This window comes from Kitasatospora sp. NPDC058190 (assembly GCF_042883685.1).
Taxonomy (GTDB): domain Bacteria; phylum Actinomycetota; class Actinomycetes; order Streptomycetales; family Streptomycetaceae; genus Kitasatospora.
Window position 1 is genome coordinate 59,510 of sequence record NZ_JBHVVI010000002.1, and the last position, 17,496, is coordinate 77,005.

15 protein-coding genes are annotated in these 17,496 nt (G+C 73.7%); 10 read left to right on the forward strand and 5 right to left on the reverse strand.

What is annotated here, in order from left to right; genetic code table 11:
* Position 1 precedes the first annotated feature (1 nt).
* Positions 2-1,309: a hypothetical protein gene (locus ACFVWU_RS01225; protein ID WP_387613785.1), complete on the reverse strand. Its 1,308-nt coding sequence runs from the start codon at positions 1,307-1,309 to the stop codon at positions 2-4.
* 407 nt (positions 1,310-1,716) lie between these two features.
* Here ACFVWU_RS01225 and ACFVWU_RS01230 point away from each other — a divergent pair, with 407 nt between their 5' ends.
* The 3 genes from ACFVWU_RS01230 to ACFVWU_RS01240 are packed head-to-tail and all read left to right on the forward strand — an operon-like array spanning position 1,717 to position 6,250.
* Positions 1,717-2,361: a class F sortase gene (locus ACFVWU_RS01230; RefSeq protein ID WP_387613788.1), complete on the forward strand. Its 645-nt coding sequence runs from the start codon at positions 1,717-1,719 to the stop codon at positions 2,359-2,361.
* Positions 2,358-3,683, forward strand: coding sequence for an alpha/beta hydrolase (locus ACFVWU_RS01235; protein ID WP_387613791.1), 1,326 nt, complete (start codon positions 2,358-2,360; stop codon positions 3,681-3,683). The genes ACFVWU_RS01230 and ACFVWU_RS01235 overlap by 4 nt, the downstream gene beginning before the upstream one ends.
* A complete protein-coding gene (locus ACFVWU_RS01240; protein ID WP_387613794.1) occupies positions 3,680-6,250 on the forward strand; it encodes a rhomboid family intramembrane serine protease in 2,571 nt (856 codons plus the stop codon). Before ACFVWU_RS01235 ends, ACFVWU_RS01240 begins: the two co-directional genes overlap by 4 nt.
* A 139-nt stretch (positions 6,251-6,389) precedes the next feature.
* Here the strand turns inward: ACFVWU_RS01240 and ACFVWU_RS01245 are convergent, their stop codons facing one another.
* Positions 6,390-6,821 carry an SsgA family sporulation/cell division regulator gene (locus tag ACFVWU_RS01245; protein WP_387613797.1) on the reverse strand — a complete coding sequence of 144 codons (432 nt, stop codon included), beginning with the start codon at positions 6,819-6,821 and terminating at the stop codon, positions 6,390-6,392.
* 291 nt (positions 6,822-7,112) lie between these two features.
* On the opposite strand from ACFVWU_RS01245, the gene ACFVWU_RS01250 reads away from it, so the two are divergent.
* From ACFVWU_RS01250 to ACFVWU_RS01260, 3 genes are all read left to right on the forward strand, one after another.
* A complete protein-coding gene (locus ACFVWU_RS01250; protein WP_387614101.1) occupies positions 7,113-8,945 on the forward strand; it encodes a DEAD/DEAH box helicase in 1,833 nt (610 codons plus the stop codon).
* A 371-nt stretch (positions 8,946-9,316) separates the two neighbouring features.
* On the forward strand, positions 9,317-9,967 hold the full coding sequence (locus ACFVWU_RS01255; RefSeq protein WP_387613800.1) for an IclR family transcriptional regulator: 651 nt from the start codon (positions 9,317-9,319) through the stop codon (positions 9,965-9,967).
* 152 nt (positions 9,968-10,119) lie between these two features.
* Entirely contained in the window at positions 10,120-10,926 is an 807-nt protein-coding gene (locus ACFVWU_RS01260) for a S16 family serine protease (RefSeq protein ID WP_387613803.1), read from the forward strand.
* Between the two features lie 26 nt (positions 10,927-10,952).
* Here the strand turns inward: ACFVWU_RS01260 and ACFVWU_RS01265 are convergent, their stop codons facing one another.
* Positions 10,953-11,510 carry an Lrp/AsnC family transcriptional regulator gene (locus ACFVWU_RS01265; protein WP_387613806.1) on the reverse strand — a complete coding sequence of 186 codons (558 nt, stop codon included), beginning with the start codon at positions 11,508-11,510 and terminating at the stop codon, positions 10,953-10,955.
* A gap of 192 nt (positions 11,511-11,702) precedes the next feature.
* Between ACFVWU_RS01265 and ACFVWU_RS01270 the strand changes: the two genes are divergently transcribed.
* The gene (locus ACFVWU_RS01270; protein WP_387613809.1) at positions 11,703-12,245 is read left to right on the forward strand and encodes a VOC family protein; all 543 of its coding nucleotides are present in this window, start codon (positions 11,703-11,705) and stop codon (positions 12,243-12,245) included.
* A 16-nt stretch (positions 12,246-12,261) separates the two neighbouring features.
* Here the strand turns inward: ACFVWU_RS01270 and ACFVWU_RS01275 are convergent, their stop codons facing one another.
* Positions 12,262-12,792 carry a hypothetical protein gene (locus ACFVWU_RS01275; protein WP_387613811.1) on the reverse strand — a complete coding sequence of 177 codons (531 nt, stop codon included), beginning with the start codon at positions 12,790-12,792 and terminating at the stop codon, positions 12,262-12,264.
* Between the two features lie 144 nt (positions 12,793-12,936).
* Here ACFVWU_RS01275 and ACFVWU_RS01280 point away from each other — a divergent pair, with 144 nt between their 5' ends.
* The 3 genes from ACFVWU_RS01280 to ACFVWU_RS01290 all read left to right on the forward strand — a co-directional run bounded on the left by ACFVWU_RS01280 (position 12,937) and on the right by ACFVWU_RS01290 (position 16,658).
* The gene (locus ACFVWU_RS01280; protein WP_387613814.1) at positions 12,937-13,641 is read left to right on the forward strand and encodes a response regulator transcription factor; all 705 of its coding nucleotides are present in this window, start codon (positions 12,937-12,939) and stop codon (positions 13,639-13,641) included.
* A gap of 17 nt (positions 13,642-13,658) precedes the next feature.
* Complete coding sequence (locus tag ACFVWU_RS01285) at positions 13,659-15,071, forward strand: sensor histidine kinase (protein ID WP_387614104.1); 1,413 nt, start codon at positions 13,659-13,661, stop codon at positions 15,069-15,071.
* A 183-nt stretch (positions 15,072-15,254) separates the two neighbouring features.
* Positions 15,255-16,658 carry a glycosyltransferase 87 family protein gene (locus ACFVWU_RS01290; protein ID WP_387613817.1) on the forward strand — a complete coding sequence of 468 codons (1,404 nt, stop codon included), beginning with the start codon at positions 15,255-15,257 and terminating at the stop codon, positions 16,656-16,658.
* A 95-nt stretch (positions 16,659-16,753) separates the two neighbouring features.
* On the opposite strand, the gene ACFVWU_RS01295 is transcribed toward ACFVWU_RS01290, so the two are convergent.
* On the reverse strand, positions 16,754-17,170 hold the full coding sequence (locus ACFVWU_RS01295) for an SsgA family sporulation/cell division regulator (protein WP_355671848.1): 417 nt from the start codon (positions 17,168-17,170) through the stop codon (positions 16,754-16,756).
* Positions 17,171-17,496 lie beyond the last annotated feature (326 nt).

Here is a 17,496-nt window from a genome sequence, read left to right on the forward strand (position 1 = left end):
CTCAGCCCGCGGTGGCGGTGGGGGAGGGGGCCGGCGGCGGCGCCCCCGGGGTGCCGAGGAGGCCCTCCCAGCCGCCGGCCGGGGACTGGCCCGGGCCGAGGCTCTGCAGCTTGCGCAGCACCGCCGGGTCCTGGGCGTCCAGCCAGTCCACCAGCTGGCGGAAGGAGACCAGCCGGACCTCCGGCTTGTCCGCGATGGTCTTGAGCACGTCCTCGACGGCGTTCATGTAGATGCCGCCGTTCCACTCCTCGAAGTGGTTGCCGATGATGTACGGCGCCCGGTTGCTGGTGTAGGTGCGGTCGAAGCCCATCAGGTAGGAGTCCCGGGCCTGGGCCTGGAAGCCCTGGTAGAGCGCCGGGTCGGCCTTGGTGTTGGGGCCGCACTGGTTGTACATGATGTTGTAGTCCATCGACAGCACCTGGAAGGTGTGTCCGGGGAAGGGGATGGACTGCAGCGGGATGTCCCACAGCGCGCCGCCCTGGATCTTCTGCGGCCACACCTGGGCGCCGTTGCCGCTGCTGTCGTATCGCCAGCCGCGCTTGACCGCGGTGGGCAGCAGGTTGCGCTGGCCCTCCAGGCAGGGGGTGCGGCTGCCGATCAACTCCTTGCGGTAGTCGAAGGGCAGTGCCGGCAGGTCGGTGAAGCCGGTGTTGGTGCGCCAGTTCGTCACGAAGTCCATCGCCTGCTGGATCTCGCTGTCCCATTCCTCCGGGGACCATTGGCCGACGCCGGTGGAGCCGCAGAAGTGGCCGTTGAAGTGGGTGCCGATCTCGTGGCCCTCCAGCCAGGCGGCGTGCACGTTCTCCAGGGTGGTGCGGATGTGCTGGTCGCTCAGGTAGCCGATCTCGGAGGCGCCGGCCTGGTGCTGCGGCGGGAGGTACTGGTCCTTCTTGGACTCCGGCAGCAGGTAGAGGCCGCTGAGGAAGAAGGTCATCGAGGCGTTGTGCTCCTGGGCCAGCCGGCGGAAGCGGCCGAACAGGCCGTTGTCGAGCTCGCCGGCGCCGTCCCAGGAGAAGACCACGAACTGTGGCGGGCGCTGGCCGGGCCGGAGCCTCTCGGGGACGGGCTGGTGCGGCTGGGTGCCGGTGTCGGAGGTGGAGCCGTCGCCGATCAGGACGACCTGCGGCTTCTGCGGGACCGGGGCCGGGACGGCGCTCTGCCCGCCGTCCGGCGCGCCGCCCGTCGGGTGCTCCCCGCCCGCAGCGTGCTCCCCGCCGCCGGCGGCCCGGTCGCTGCCGCAGCCGGCCGCGAGGGTGGCGGCGGCGGCCGCCCCGGCGGCCAACAGGGTGCGGCGGGAGAGAGCGTCCATGGTCACTCCGTTCATGTGGCGTTCGGCAGGCGTATGGCGTGCGGAAGTCCGCTCGGACCGTGAGGAGCGATAGAACCCGTGATCGGGTCAGCATGGCATGAGGGCAAGAACGGTCGAAGAGGCACAGCGGGCGGTCGTAATCGATCGCTCGATTGACGCAACCGAACCGGTGGGTCAGGTCGTCGGAGCTGTTCGACGGGTGTTTCCGCCGCGCTCGCACGCGGAACGGATTCGTCACGTTCGGTGTCCAGGCCTTCGCTCGCCGTGCGGGCGGGGCCCGCATCCCTGCCGATCGGCGGGTGCGGATACGACCGTCGTGGGGACGTGCCCTAGGGTTCCGGTCCGGTTGAATGAGTTCCCAGGAAACTCCCAGGAAGCGGGATTCCGGTCGGCAGAGGGGAGGGCCCGTGGGTGACCAGCAGAGCAGGAGCCCCTGGCCGGGCACCCTGGCGGCGGGCTCCGCGCTGGTGCTCGGGGCCTGGCTGCTGCACGACGGCGGCACGCCCGTGCTGCCGCCCGCCCCGCGGGCCGGGCAGGCGCTGTCCGGCTTCGCCCCGGTCTCCGTCGTCCCGCCGCTCGGCCCGTCCGCCCCGACCCGGATCCGCATCCCGGCCGTCCGCCTGGACGCCCCGGTCACCGAGCTCGGCCTGGACCCCGACGGCCACCTGCAGGTCCCGCCCGAGGCCGACCGCAACCTCGCGGGCTGGTACCGCGGCGGCGCCACCCCGGGCCAGCGCGGCACCGCCATCCTGGCGGGGCACGTCGACAACAAGTCCGGGCCGGCCGTCTTCTACCATCTCGGAGCGCTCCGCCGGGGAGACCGGGTCGAGATCGCCCGGGTGGACGGCGCCACCGCCGTCTACCAGCTGTACGCCATCGAAGTGCACGACCGAAAGGACTTCCCGGACGACCGGGTCTACCGCCAGGCCGCCGACGCTCAGCTGCGGGTCATCACCTGCGGCGGCGCGTACAGCGAGGACCACGGCTACGAGGGCAACGTCGTGGCTTACGGATTCCTGGCCGACACCACCCCACCGGGGAAAGCCGCATGACCACGCTCACCCTCGCCACCCGCTGGAACCCGATCGACTGGCCGCTCACCCACGGCCCGATCCCGTACGCCGTGCTCACCGCCGGCTGGGCGGCGCTCGCCCTGCTGGCCGTCCGCCGCGGCCGGGACTGGTGGCGGTTCCGCCTGCCCGCCGCCCTGGCCACCGCGGGCGCGCTCAGCCTGCTGCTCGACGTCCTGGTGGACGGCTGGTGGCACCCGTTCCCCGAGGGCACGCCCCGGTACGTCACCTGGTGGATAGCCGTCGCCCTGCTGGGCTTCTGCCTGGCGGGCTACCGGATGCGCCGGCTGCCCCGGCGGCGCCGGGCGCTCACGTTCGGCCTGAGCCTGCTGGTGCTGCTGATGGCCGCCTCCCAGGTCAACATCGGCTTCGGACAGTTCCCGAGCGGCCGGGTGATGCTCGCGCCGTGGCTGACCAGGACCGATTCACTGATCGCCGACAAGACCGCTCAGACCGTCGCGGCCCCGCCGGACAAGGTGCTCGACGAGGTCTGGCACGCCCCGGCGAACCTGCCGCAGAAGGGCACCGTCTCGGTGGTACCGATCCCGGGCACCACGTCGGGCTTCAAGGCCCGCGACGCGTACGTCTACCTCCCACCCGCCTACCGGGCCACACCGCGGCCGCTGCTGCCGGTGGTCGTCATGATCAGTGGTCAGCCGGGGATTCCGGGGGACTGGGTGCTCTCCGCGCAGATCAACGAGGCGCTGGACGCGTTCGCGGCCGAGCACGGCGGCCTCGCGCCGATCGTGGTGATGCCCGACCAGCTCGGCTCGACCTGGGCCAACACGCTCTGCCTGGATTCGGAGATCGCCAAGGTGCAGACCTACCTGGCCGTGGACGTCCCCGGCTGGATCCACCGGAACCTGCAGACCGCCACCGGCCGCAAGGCCTGGGCGATCGGCGGCGCCTCGATGGGCGGCACCTGCGCGCTCCAGCTCGGGGTCAACGCGCCCGACGTGTACGGCACCGTCCTCGACATGTCAGGGCAGACGGAACCGACGCTGGGCACCCGGGAGGAGACCGTCAAGGCCGCCTTCGGCGGTGACGAGGAGAAGTTCGACGCGGTCGATCCGCTCCATGTGATGGCCCGCAGGAAGTTCCCGGACACCGCCGTCGCCCTGGTGGTCGGCGAGACCGACGGGGAGTTCCGCCCACAGATGGAGGAGGTCTACCAGGCCGTGCAGGCAGCGGGGATGAAGGCCAAGTTCGAGCTCATGCCGGGCGGTCACGGCTGGGTCGTGTTCCGCCCCGGCATCGTCCAGCAGATCCCGTGGCTGGCCCAACAGACCGGACTGACCAGGTGAGCGGGGTCGGGTTCGCGCCCGCCGTCGAGCGCGAGCGAGGAGCGGGGCCGGGCAGGGGGCGCGCGGCCGACCAGGGCGTCGACCTCGCCCCGGTCACCCGGACGGCGGAACCGCGCCCGCAGCGGGTGCGGCGGGCGGCCCGGATGCTCGGCGGCCGGCTGCGCGCGGCGCCGCTGACCCTCGCGCTGCTCGCCGGGCTCTGGACGCTCGGCGCGGCCACCGGGAGCCTGGCCGGCGGGCCGCACCAACGGCTGCTCGCCCGCGCGGGCGTCGGCCTGCCCACGCTCGCCGAGGGCCGCTGGTGGACGCCGGTCACCTCGATGCTGTGGTGCTCGGGCATCGGCGCGTACGTCTTCACCAGCCTGCTGCTGCTCCTGGTCGGCCCGGCCGCCGAACGGCGGCTCGGCCGGCTGCGCACCCTCGAGGTGCTGGTCGGCGGGCAGGTGGTCGGCACCCTGCTGGGCGCCGGACTGGTCGAGTTCGGCTCCTCCGCGGGGGAGCAGTGGACCGGCTCGGTGGCCGACCAGATCTCGGTCGGGCCCGGCGTCGGCCTGTTCGCCCTGGCCGGGGTGCTCGGCTACCGGCTCACCGTGCTCTGGCGCCGCCGGCTGCACCTGCTGGTGCTGCTCGTCCCGCTGGTCATGACCCTGTACGTCGGCCACCTGCAGAGCGTTCAGCGGTGCGCCGCCGCGCTGGTCGGGCTGGGCGTCGGCGCGCTGCTCAGCCGGGGCCGGCCGTACCTGCGCACCCACCGCTCCTCGCACGCCGAGACCCGGGTGCTGGTCGCGCTCTGCCTGGTCGCCGCCGCCTTCGGGCCGCTGATCGCCTCGCTGTACGACAACGCCAGCGGGCCGTTCAACACCTTCTCCGAGCTCTACTTCTCGCACCGGCTCAGCCCGGAGGAGGTGGCCGACTTCTGCGCGATGTCGGCGCACGACTGCGCCCGGGCGCACGCCGTCGAGCGGATCTTCGACACCCCGGGGCGGCTGATGGCCGCGCTGTTCCCGGGGCTGCTGCTGGTGCTCGCCGAGGGGCTGCGCCGGGGCCTGCGGTTCGCCTGGCGGATCACCGTCGCCGCCGAACTGCTCTGGGTGGCCCTGCTGGCCTGGCTGTACCTGGACGCCGGGCCGGTCAGCGGGGACGTGGTGCAGTACTTCGTCGAGGCGATGGCGCTGCCGCTGCTGACCACCGGCCTGCTGCTGGCCACCCGGCAGCGGTTCCGGGTGCGGCTGGCCGGCCGGGCGGTGCGCCGACTGGCCTGGGTGGTCGGCGGGGCCGCGGTGCTCTCCTCGGCCGCGTACGTGGGGCTGGGGCGGCTGGTGGCCGCCCAGTTCGAGCCGGGGGCGACCGTCCGCCGGCTGATGCACGGACTGCCGGCCCAGTTCCTGCCGCCCGCCTACAACGACCTGACGCCGGACTACCCGATCGCGGTCGGCCCGGTGGCGCTGTTCCTGGAGACGTACTGCGGGCTGGCGTTCTGGGTGGTCACGCTGGGCGCGCTGCTGACCGTCTTCCGCCGCCCCGTGCTGCACACCGACGCGACGGCGGCCGCCCGAGCCCGGGCACTGCTCAGCGCGCACGGCGGCGGGACGCTGTCCTTCATCACCACCTGGGACGGCAACCACTACTGGTTCGACGAGCACGGCCGCGCCGCCGTCGCCTACCGGCTGGTCGGCACCGTGGCACTGACCACCGGCGACCCGTTCGGCGCCCCGGACGCGCGGGCGCGGGCGGTGGCCGGCTTCGCCCGGTACTGCGACGCCCGCGGCTGGACGCCCTGCTTCTACAGCGTCTCCGCCGAGACCAGGGCCGCCGCCGCCCAGCTGGGCTGGCGCTCGGTGCAGGTCGCCGAGGACACCGTGGTGCCGCTGCCCGAACTGGCCTTCACCGGCCGCAAGTGGCAGGACATCCGCACCGCCCTCAACAAGGCCGGCAAGCAGGGCATCACCGCGGAGTGGTGGGCGTATCACGAGGCGCCGATCGAGCTGCGCGAGCAGATCCGGGCGATCTCCGAGGAGTGGGTCTCCGAGAAGGGCCTGCCCGAGATGGGCTTCACGCTCGGCGGGCTGGAGGAGCTGGACGACCCGGACGTGCGGGTGCTGATCGCGGTGGACGGGGAGCGGACGGTGCACGGGCTGACCAGCTGGATGCCGGTGTACGAGAACGGCGTGCCGGTCGGCTGGACGCTGGACTTCATGCGCCGGCGCTCGGACGGCTTCCGCGGCGTCAACGAGTTCCTGATCGCCTCGGCCGCGCTCGGCTTCAAGGGTGAGGGCGCGCGCTTCCTGTCGCTGTCGGGCGCGCCGCTGGCCCGCACCGGGCAGGACGAGGAGCCCAACGGGCTGCAGCGGATGCTGGACTGGATGGGCAAGGTGCTGGAGCCGGTGTACGGCTTCCGCTCGCTGCTCGCGTTCAAGGCGAAGTTCCAGCCGGAGTACCGGCCGATGTACATGGCCTACCCGGACCCCGCCGCGCTGCCCGGCATCACCCGGGCGATCGGCAAGGCCTACCTGCCGCACCTGACGGCAGCTCAGGGCGTACGGCTGATGCGCAAGCTGTCGGGCTGAACCGCCGAGTGGGCGAGTGCGAGTGGGCGGGTGACCGCCGGCCTTCCCGGGCCCGGACGGCAGCGGACCCGCGGCGGCCGGCCGGTGACCGGCTCCGACGGCCGGAAGCGCGGGGGCGCTCCCGGACGACGTCCGGCGCTCAGCCGAGCAACTGGGCGAGCGCGCGGTCGGCGTCCAGGTGCAGGTGCTCCTCGCCCTCGGGGACGAGCAGCCGGCTGCGCCACAGGAAGCGCCGCAGGTCGGCGGTGTCGAACTGGAGCAGCGCGGTTCCCTCCGGGGCCCGCAGCTCGACCATGGTGCGCCGGCCGGGCGCGGGCCGGACGTGGACGTCGCCGACGCCGGCCGGCAGCTCCAGGCCGGCCGAGAGCAGCTGGCGGGCGAAGACCCAGACGATGTCCTCGGCGCCCTCGCTGTCCGGGAGGTCGTCCAGCGAGAACTCGGCGGGGAAGGCCATCCGGACCGCGAACGGGTCCTCCGGCAGGTAGGACAGCACCACGCGCAGCCGGGCGGAGCGGTGCGGGGAGAGGATCAGGCGGGCCTGGACGGTCTCTTCGACGCCGTTGTGCTGCATGGCGGGGGTCCCTTCGGGCTGTGGGGGGTGGGGCGGCCTTACACCAGTGAGAGTGGTGGGACGGCCTCCGATTACGCGCTTCCAACAGAGTTTCCGATGTGACCCGCATCACGTCGAATTCCGGCCGTCCCGCCCGCTCGTGGGCTCGGGTCGAAGCGGCCGAACGGCGGCGGGGCCGGTAGGCTGGGCGGGTTGTCCGATCGCCGCCCGACCGCGGGACGGGGCCGCAAAAACGCCTCTGACCTGCGATGATCCCCCTCGGAGACCGTGAGTACTGCCGCCGCCTCCTCGATGCCGCTGTTCTCCGACGTACCGGAGACGCAGGCGCCCGTCCGGGCCGTCGGCCATGCCGCGCCCGCCACCTCGCACCACCTCTCCCCGGCCTTCCCCGGCCGAGCCCCCTGGGGGACCGCCGGCAGGCTGCGGGCCTGGCAGCAGGGTGCGTTGGACAAGTACATCGAGACCCAGCCGCGTGACTTCCTCGCGGTCGCCACCCCCGGCGCAGGCAAGACCACCTTCGCGCTCACCCTGGCCTCGTACCTGCTGCACAACCACCTGGTGCAGCAGGTGACGGTCGTCGCGCCGACCGAGCACCTGAAGAAGCAGTGGGCCGAGGCCGCCGCGCGGATAGGCATCAAGCTGGACCCGGCGTACTCCTCCGGGCCGCTGTCCCGGGACTACCACGGCATCGTGGTCACCTACGCGGGCGTCGGGGTCAACCCGATGCTGCACCGCAACCGGACCGAGGCCCGCAAGACCCTCGTGATCATGGACGAGATCCACCACGCCGGTGACTCCAAGTCCTGGGGTGAGGCCTGTTTCGAGGCCTTCGAGCCGGCCACCCGCCGGCTGGCGCTGACCGGGACGCCGTTCCGCTCGGACACCAACCCCATCCCGTTCGTCTCGTACGAGGCGGGCGGCGACGGCATCCGCAAGTCCGTCGCCGACTACACCTACGGCTACGGGCACGCGCTCGCCGACCACGTCGTCCGCCCGGTGATCTTCCTCAGCTACAGCGGCAACATGCGCTGGCGCACCAAGTCCGGTGACGAGCTGGAGGCCCGGCTCGGCGAGCCGATGACCAAGGACCTGATCGCCCAGGCCTGGCGCACCGCGCTGTCCCCGCAGGGCGAGTGGATCCCGGCCGTGCTGCAGGCCGCCGACCGCCGACTGACCGAGGTCCGCAAGGCGATCCCGGACGCCGGCGGGCTGGTGATCGCCACCGACCAGACGGTGGCCCGGGCCTACGCCAAGATGCTGCGCGAGATCAGCGGGGAGAAGGTCACCCTGGTGCTCTCCGACGAGACCGAGGCCTCGAAGCGGATCTCCGACTACTCGGCCGGTACCTCGCGCTGGATGGTCGCGGTCCGCATGGTGTCCGAGGGCGTCGACGTGCCCCGGCTGTGCGTCGGGGTGTACGCGACCTCGATCTCCACCCCGCTGTTCTTCGCCCAGGCCGTCGGCCGCTTCGTGCGCGCCCGCAAGCGCGGCGAGACGGCCTCGGTGTTCCTGCCGACCATCCCGATGCTGCTGGGCTTCGCCAACGAGATGGAGCTCCAGCGCGACCACGTGCTGGACCGGCCCAAGAAGGAGGGTGACGGTCTCTTCGACGAGGAGGACCGGCTGCTCGCCGAGGCCGAGCGGGCCAACGACGGGCCGGACGGCGCGGGCGGCGAGGAGTTCTCCTACGAGGCGCTCGGCTCCGACGCGGTCTTCGACCGGGTGCTGTACAACGCCATGGAATTCGGCATGCAGGCCCACCCGGGCAGCGAGGAGGAGGACGACTACCTCGGCATCCCGGGCCTGCTGGAGCCGGACCAGGTGCAGATGCTGCTGCAGAAGCGCCAGCACCGCCAGATCCAGCGCAGCAAGACCAAGCCCGCCGAGGAGGCCGACCTGCTGGAGCTGCCGGCCGAGCAGCGGCCGGTCGTCACCCACCAGGAACTGCGCGAGCTGCGCAAGGAGCTGAACGCGCTGGTGGCCGCCTGGCACCACCGCACCAGCCAGCCGCACGGCACCATCCACAACGAGCTGCGCCGCCAGTGCGGCGGGCCGCTCACCGCGCAGGCCACCGCCAACCAGCTGAAGGCGCGGATCGCCCGCATCCGGGAGTGGGCGAAGTAACGGTCCGGCGGGTGCGGACGGGCGTGTCCTGGACGGGCCCGTCTGCCCCGGTGTGTCCGGACATCGGACCGGGGGCGGACGCGTGCCCTGGTGCGCCGGTTGATTCAAGGGCGTTTGTCCGGAATTTCCGACGGTGTTGGTGACGATCACGCCCGAATTTTGGACAACCACTTCCGCCGCGACATTTCCTTCACTACCTTTCCCCCACGCTCTTCCGCCGGGCAACCCCCGCGGGACGGGCTCCGCAGGACCGCGTGGCCGTCAAGGACGACGGCGCGCGGCCCGAGCGCGGCCACCCCCACCTGCGCGCGACACCGACCTTCCGGCCGGCGCCGCCCGCCCCGCGAGCGCCGCGGAAAGGATTGTCCGTCGTGACTGCCGAGACCTCCCAGACGCTGGACCGCGGCGTCCGCGTCCTCAAGCTCCTCGCCGACTCCGAGCGTGGGCTCACCGTCACCGAGCTGGCCGCCCGGCTGGCCGTCAACCGCACGGTGGTCTACCGGCTGCTCGCCACCCTGGAACAGCACGGCCTGGTCCGCCGCGACATCGGCGGCCGCGCCCGGGTGGGCCTGGGCGTGCTGCGGCTGGCGCACCGGGTGCACCCGCTGCTGCGCGAGGCCGCGCTGCCGGCCCTGCGCAGCCTCGCCGAGGACCTCGGCGCCACCGCCCACCTGACCCTGGTGGACGGCAACGAGGCGCTGGCCGTCGCCGTGGTCGAGCCGAGCTGGACCGACTTCCACGTCGCCTACCGGACCGGGCTGCGCCACCCGCTCACCGAGAGCGCGGCCGGCCGGGCGATCCTGGAGGCCCGCAGCTTCCCCAGCCAGCGCCGGCCCGAGCAGGGCTTCGTCATCACCCGTGCGGAGGAACAGTCCGGCGCGAGCGGGGCCGCCGCCGCGCTGCTGGGGCTGAGCGGCATCGAGGGCAGCGTCGGCGTGGTGATGCTGAACGGGCTGGTGCCCGAGCGGGTCGGGCCCCGGGTGGTGGAGGCGGCCACCGAGGTGGCCGACGCCCTGAGGTAGCGCCCTTCGCCCCGAGCGGCAGCGCCTCCGCCCCGAGCCGAAGGGGCGCGCCGGTGCCGAAAGGGAGAAGCGAGGGAGCGCCGACCGTCGGCGCCGGGTCAGAGCGCCCCGGAGGCGAGCGGGCGAGTCACAGAGTGTGTTTGGATTCCCCTGTGTCCGACACCAAGCTGCCCAAGGCCCTCTCCGCCCCGCGGACCCGCGTGCTCGCGCTCTGCGGGGTGCTGGTCGCCGCCCTGTTCGGCGTCGCCGCCTTTGTTCCGCTGCCGTACACCCTCACCTGGCCGGGCCTGACCGCGGACACCCTGGGCGCCTACCAGGACCACCCGGTGCTCACCATCACCGGGGCGCCGCTGCGCACCACCGAGGGCGAGCTGCGGATGGTCACCATCTCGGCCACCAACCCGGGGCAGAAGACCAGCTTCTGGCGCGCGCTGCAGGCCTGGTTCAACCCCGACGAGGCGGTCCGCCCGACCGAGACGGTGTACCCGCAGGGCAATCCGACCAAGGCCGAGGAGGTGACGGCTCAGCAGATGGTCGAGTCGCAGGACAGCGCCACCGCGGCCGCGCTCGACTACCTCCACCTCTCGCCGGACCAGGTGAAGGTCAAGGTCGACCTGGGCGACGTGGGCGGCCCGAGCGCCGGCCAGATGCTGGCGCTGGGCATCGTCGACAAGCTGGCCGGCGACGGCAAGGGCGGCGACCTGACCGGCGGGCTCAAGGTCGCGGGTACCGGCACCATCGAGAAGGACGGCACCGTCGGCCCGGTCGGCGGCGTGCCGCTGAAGACCCAGGCGGCCGCCCGGGACGGCGCGACGGTGTTCCTGCTGCCCCGGGACGAGTGCGCGGACGCCAAGGTGCACACGCCCAGGACGCTGCGGCTGGTGCCGGTCGGCACGCTCGCCGAGTCGGTCTCGGCGCTGGAGGCGCTCAAGAGCGGCGGCACCGTCCCCAGCTGCTGACCGGCTCCTGTGGCGGCTCGGGTCGCCTACTCGGCGGCTGCCTGGTCCACCAGCGGCAGGATCCGGTACGGCACCGGGTTCTCCAGCACGATCGCGGTGGAGGAGCGGACGATCCCGTCGAAGCCCACCACCCGGTCGATCACCCGCTGCAGATCGGCGTTGGAGCGGGCCACGATCCGCACCAGCATGTCCCCGATGCCGGTGATGGTGTGCAGCTCCAGCACCTCGGGCACACCCGCCAGGTGCGTCCGCACGTCCGCGCCCTGGCCCTGGGAGATCTCCAGGGTCGCGAAGGCCGTCACCGGGTAGCCGATCGCCGCCGGGTCCACCTCCGGGCCGAATCCGCTGATCACGCCCTTGGCCTGCAGCCGGTCCAGCCGGGCCTGCACGGTGCCCCGGGCGACCTGCAGCCGGCGCGAGCACTCCAGCACGCCGATCCGCGGCTCCTCCGCCAGCAGCCGGATCAGCCGGCCGTCCAGGGCGTCGATGGCGTCGTTCCCGCCGCCCGACGGGGGAGCCGAAACACCCTGCGGGGCGGGGGAGTCGGGCGAGCCGGGGGAGCTCGGGGAGTGGGCGGGGGGCATCGCGGCACCGTCCTCCGGTGGGCATTCTGTACAGCGGCGCCGCCGATTCTCCCGCCCCGGGGCACAGCTTGACCAGAAGGAAACGGAACAGTTGCGCGCCGGTCGGCTCGGCGCCACCCTCCAGCCACGACCCCGTGCCTCGGGCCCCACCCCGGACGCGGGGCGGTCCGTACGCCTACCGGGAGGGCCGTCATGACCGACACCGCCGCCGAACCCGTCCTGCTCGCCGCGGGCCCGGCCGAGGGGACGGGGGAGCCGGATCCGCTGTCGATGGGCCGCGCCGACGCGGTGGTCTTCGCGGTCGCCGACGCGCAGCGGGCGGCCCGCCGGTACTGCGCCGCGCTCGGGCTGCGCTGCACCGCGTACGCCGGGCCGGAGACCGGTGAGCCGGAGACGGTCTCGTACGTGCTCGCCGCGCCGGGGACGCGGATCGTGCTCACCTCGCCGGTGCGGGTCACCCGCCCGCGCGGCCGGGAGCTGGCGGCACACCTGGCCCGGCACGGGGACGGGGTGCTGGACCTCGCGGTGAGCGTGCCGGACGTCTACTACGCGTACGACTACGCGGTGGACCGGGGCGCGCTGTCGCTGGCCGAGCCGCACGAGGTGCGGGACCGGTTCGGCTCGGTCGTGCTGGCCACCATCGGGGTGCCGGGCGGCACCAGGCACACCCTGGTCGACCGGGCCGGGTACGCGGGGCCCTACCTGCCGGGGTACGTGCCCTTCGAGAGCTGGTGAGGCCGGTGACGCCGGCTCAGCGGATCGCCGTCTCGACGACCGGCGGGTGGCCGTTCCAGTAGACGAACACCGAGTTGGCCTGGTCGCCCTTGGTGAAGTCCACCCGCATCCACTGGTCGCCGTTCCACACCTGCATCTGCCAGCCAGGGTCCGGGGTGGCGGAGACCAACGAGGCCTTGTCGGGGCGGATGTCCAGGGCCACCCGGCCGCCGGGGATCGGGTAGCTCTTCACCGTGGACGTCGCGGTGGCGGTCGCCGTGGGCCGCCGGGTGGGCGGCGGGGTGGTCGCGGTGGCGGCCGACGGGTGGGTGGCGGTGGCGGTCGGGGAGGCCGACGGGGTCTCGTCCTGGGCGGCCGGGCGCGGCTGGTCGGGGGTGACGGTCGCGGTGTACGGCGTGCCGTCGGCCTTCGGGGACGGCAGCGGCAGCGCCGCGGGCCGCTCGAACGCGGCGCCGGTGAGCACCGCGTGCACGCCGAGCCAGGACAGCGCCACCGCCGCCCCGGTGGCCGCCGCCCAGGCGCCGAGCTGTACCAGTCCGTTCCGCATCGTCCGCACATCCTGCCGTATTTCCGGGCAGCCGAGAGCGGCACCCCCGGTATCCCGCAGGGCAGTTGCACCATGTCCGGACCGGGCTCGGGGCCACCCCCGAGGTACAGACCACTGCCCGTCGATGGCGTACCGTGCAGGCCCATGGCAACAGTGCTCGTGGTCGAGGACGACCCCTTCGTACGCTCCGCCCTGATCCGCCACCTGACCGACACCGGTCACGCGGTGCGCAGTGTGGGCACGGCCCTGGAGGCGCTGCGGGAGGTCGCCCAGGTCGGCTGCGACCTGGTGATCCTGGACCTGGGACTGCCCGATCTGGACGGCGGCGAGGCGCTCAAGATGATCCGGGGGCTGACCGACGTCCCGGTGATCGTCTCCACCGCCCGGGACGACGAGGCCGAGATCGTCCGGCTGCTCAACGACGGGGCCGACGACTACCTGGTGAAACCTTTCTCCGGAGAGCACCTGAGCGCCCGGATGGCCGCCGTGCTGCGCCGGCTCGGCAGCGGCGCTGCGCCCGTCGCCCAGGTGCTGCGGGTCGGCGGACTCGCCATCGACCTGCAGCGGCGCGAGGCCGTCCTGGACGGGCGGGCGCTCGACCTGACCCGGCGCGAGTTCGACCTGCTGGCCTTCCTGGCCGCCCGGCCCGGGGTGGTGGTGCCCCGCAAGGAGATCCTCGCCGAGGTCTGGCAGCAGACCTACGGCGGTGACCAGACCATCGACGTCCACCTCTCCTGGCTGCGCCGCAAACTCGGCGAGACCGCCTCCAACCCCCGCTACCTGCACACCGTCCGGGGCGTCGGGGTCCGGCTGGAAGCCGTCGGGGACCCCGGGGGACACCGGACGTGAAGCGGTTCGCGCACTCGCTGCGCTGGGCCCTGATCAAGGCCGCGGTCGCCGGGACCACCATGGTCGCGCTGGCCTTCCTCATCCCGCTCGGCCTGATGGTCCAGCAGACCGCCCGGGACCGGGCCTTCACCGCCGCCGAGCGGCAGGCCGCCGCGCTCGGTCCGGCGCTCGCCATCACCACCGACCAGGACGCCGTCGACCGGGCGCTGGCCAGCACCGACGCGGGCGCGCAGGGGCGGATGGCGGTGCACCTGCCGGCCCCCACCGGGGTGCCGACCGGCGGCGGACCGGACGGCCCCACCATCGGCGAGGGGCGCGCGGCCCTCGGCGACGTGGCCACCGCCGGCGGGCAGGGCCGTTCCTTCACCGTCGCGGTGCCCGGCGGGTACGCCCTGCTCCAGCCGGTCGCGGTGGACACCGGACGGACCGCCGTGGTCGAGGTGTTCGTGGCCGAGAGCGACCTCACCCGGGGCGTCTCCACCGCCTGGCTGGTGCTCTCCGCGGTCGCGCTCGGCCTGGTCGCCATCTCGGTGCTGGTCGCCGACCGGATGGGCGGCCGGATCGTCGCCTCCGCCCGCCGGCTCGCCGCCGCCGCCCGCTCGCTCGGCGCCGGGAACCTCGCGGTCCGGCTCCCGGTGACGGGCAGGCAGGTCGACGGCAGCCCCGAGGAACTGCGCGAGGCCGCCCAGGCCTTCAACACCATGGCCGACCGGGTGGTCAAGCTCGTCGCCGCCGAACGCGAGTTGGCCGCCGACCTGTCGCACCGGCTGCGCACCCCGCTGACCGTGCTGCGGCTCAACGCCGCCTCGCTCGGCGACGGCGACGCGGCCGACGCCACCCGGCACGCGGTGGCCCAACTGGAGCGCGAGGTCGACCAGATCATCCGCTCCGCCCGTCGCGCCCCCGAGGACGCGCCCGCCGTCGCGGTCGGCTGCGACGCCGCCGAGGTGATCCGCGAGCGGGTCGGCTTCTGGTCCGCGCTGGCCGAGGACGAGGGCCGCCGCTGGCAGCTGGCCGGCGCCGAGCGGGCCGCGCCGGTCCCCGTCCAGCGCGCGGACCTGGCCGCCGCCGTCGACGCGCTGCTCGGCAACGTCTTCCGGCACACCGCCGTGGGCACCGCATTCTCGGTGGACGTGCTGGCCACCGACGGCTCGGTGGTCGTCCTGGTCGGCGACGCCGGGCCGGGCTACAGCGACCCGGCCGCCGCCCTCAGGCGCGGCGAGGGCCACGGCGGCGAGGGCTCCACCGGCCTCGGCCTGGACATCGTCCGCAAGCTCGCCGAGTCCACCGGCGGGGACCTGGCGCTCGGCCGCTCCGCCGTCCTCGGCGGCGCGGAGACCCGGCTGCGGCTGCGCACCCGGGCGGAGGACGACGCGCCCCCCGCGCGGTCCGGACGGCGGCGGTCGCGGGGCGCGCCGTTCCAGAAGTGAGGGCGCCGGAAGCGAGGGCGCCGGACGTGGGCGGGATGCCGGGTGGTGTCCTGCGACTCAACCCCGTCGGCCGTTCCGCAGCTCGGGCCGCTTCTGTGACTCCGCGTAGTCGATCGTGCCCAGGCCGGGTTCGGCGCCATCCGGTATCGTCGCTGGTTGGCCGAGCGGTGGACGGAGTGGACAGTGACAGCGGTGCAAGACGAGCGCAGCCCGGTGCGGACCGTACCCGAACCCTCGCCCGCCCCCCTGTCCAACCGGCTGCGGCTCGCACTCGACGCCCCCGTGCGCGCGCTGCGCGAGGCGCCCCGCCGCCCGCTGCTGGCCGCCTCGGCCGTGGCCCTGCTGTCGCTGGTCGTGTACGCAGTGGTCCGCCACTTCGTCCACACCTCGATGGTGGACATGATCGTCTACCGGGCCGAGGGCGCCGCCGTCGCCAACGGCACCGACCTGTACGCGCTGCGCGTCACCGAGTGGAACCTGCCCGCGACGTACCCGCCGTTCGCGGCGATGCTGTTCGTCCCGACCACCTGGTTCCCGGTTCCCTTCCTCCGGATCGCGATCACTCTCGGCAACCTCGGGCTGCTCGCCCTGCTGGCCCACCTGTCCTTCAAACTGGTCGGCTGGCCGCGCCGCGAGCTGCGGCCGATCGGCGTGGTCCTGGTGACCGGAATCGGCGTCTGGCTCGAACCCGTCTTCACCACGCTCCGGTACGGCCAGATCAACCTCGCGCTCGCCTGCCTGATCCTCTGGGACCTCACCCGTTCGGACGGGCACCGCAGCAAGGGCGTGGCGATCGGCATCGCGGCCGGTATCAAGCTCACCCCCGGCCTGTTCGCCGTCTACCTGCTGATCACCGGCCGGGTCCGGGCCGCCTTCACGGCCGGCCTCACCTTCCTCGGCACCTTCCTGATCGGCGCGCTCTTCCTGCCCGACGCCACCTGGGGCTTCTGGACCAAGTACCTCTACGACTCCTCCCGGGTCGGCAAGACCGAGATCGTCGACAACCAGTCGCTGCGCGGCGCCTTCGCCCGCCTGCTGCACACCGCCGACCCCGGCATCCTGGCCACCCTCGGCGCAGGTGTGGTCGCGCTGGCCGGCCTCGCCGTCGCCGCCTGGGCCGCCCGCAGCGGTCGCTGGCTGCCCCGGTCCGAGGCCTGGGGCGTCTGCTGCGCCGCGGTCACGGCCGTGCTGATCTCGCCGATCAGCTGGACCCACCACTGGATCTGGTGCGTGCCGATGCTCGTCCTGCTCGCCGCCGAGGCCTCCGTGGAGCGTGCCCGCCCGGCCGGGGTGCGCAGGCTGCGCTGGCGGGCCGCGTTCTGGGCCACCGCGCTCGCCTTCGTGTCCTTCGCGATGTGGGCCGCCAAGCCGCTCGGCCCGGCCGTCCTCCACATGTCACCGCTGCGCCAGGTGCCCACCTCGATCTATCCGTGGGTCGGACTCTGCTTCCTGCTCGCCGCCGCGATCCGGATAAGGGCTCGGCGGCGGTCCGCCGGCGCGCCGCTCGTCCGGCTGCCCGGACAGCGCAGCGGCGACGGCGGCCCGGACACCACCCGCGGTCGTCAGCAGGCCCCCGCGGCCCGCTGAGCCGGCGGGGGTGCCGCTCCCGTTCTCCTGTTCCCGTCGCACCTGGACGTGTCGGTGTGCGTCGTGGACGTGCCGGTGCACGCTGCGGCGCACGCCTACGCGAGCAGCTCGGCGAGCGAGCCGTCCATGTCCAGCGCGGCCAGCTCGCTGCCCGGCGGGACCAGCCGGTGCGCCCGCTCCAGCCAGGCCGCGACGGCCGGCAGCGGCGCCTCCAGCAGCGCGTCCCCGGCGGGCGAGCTGAGCGCCAGGCAGAGCACGCTGCGCCGGCCCGAGCGGGTCGGCCAGATCCGCACGTCGCCCTGGCCGCACGGGCGGAAGGTGCCCTCCACCAGCAGCTCGCGGGCGAACACCCAGGTGACCGGGGAACCGGTGTCCAGGTGGAAGGTGATGTACACCGCGTACGGGTCGTGGCTGCCGTAGGTCAGCCGGGCCGGGACGGGGACGCTGTGCTCGGGGGAGAGCACCAGGTTGAGCTCCAGCTCGTGCTCCACGACGCTGACGGGGCGGTCCATGATCGTCTTCCTCTCTGTCTTCGGTTCGTGCCCGGTTCCGGGCCCTGTGACCTTTGAGAGGGCGGTCCACACCGGCTCTTACACACGTTTCCGAGTTTTCTCCGGGAAGTTTCGTCAGGGGTGGTGAACGGTCCGGGTCGCGGCGCGCGGGCACCTGTCGCGCGCCGGTTTCCTTACCCCGGGTGGCCCTCCGCTGTCCGGGGATTCGCCAACTTCCCGTCGGCACTCCGGCGAGGTACTACCCTTTGTGACGACTCGGCGACTTTCCGCCCATGGGTGGCGGCCTCCACGTGCGCGCCGAGCGCCCCGGGGCGTGCGCGGGCGCG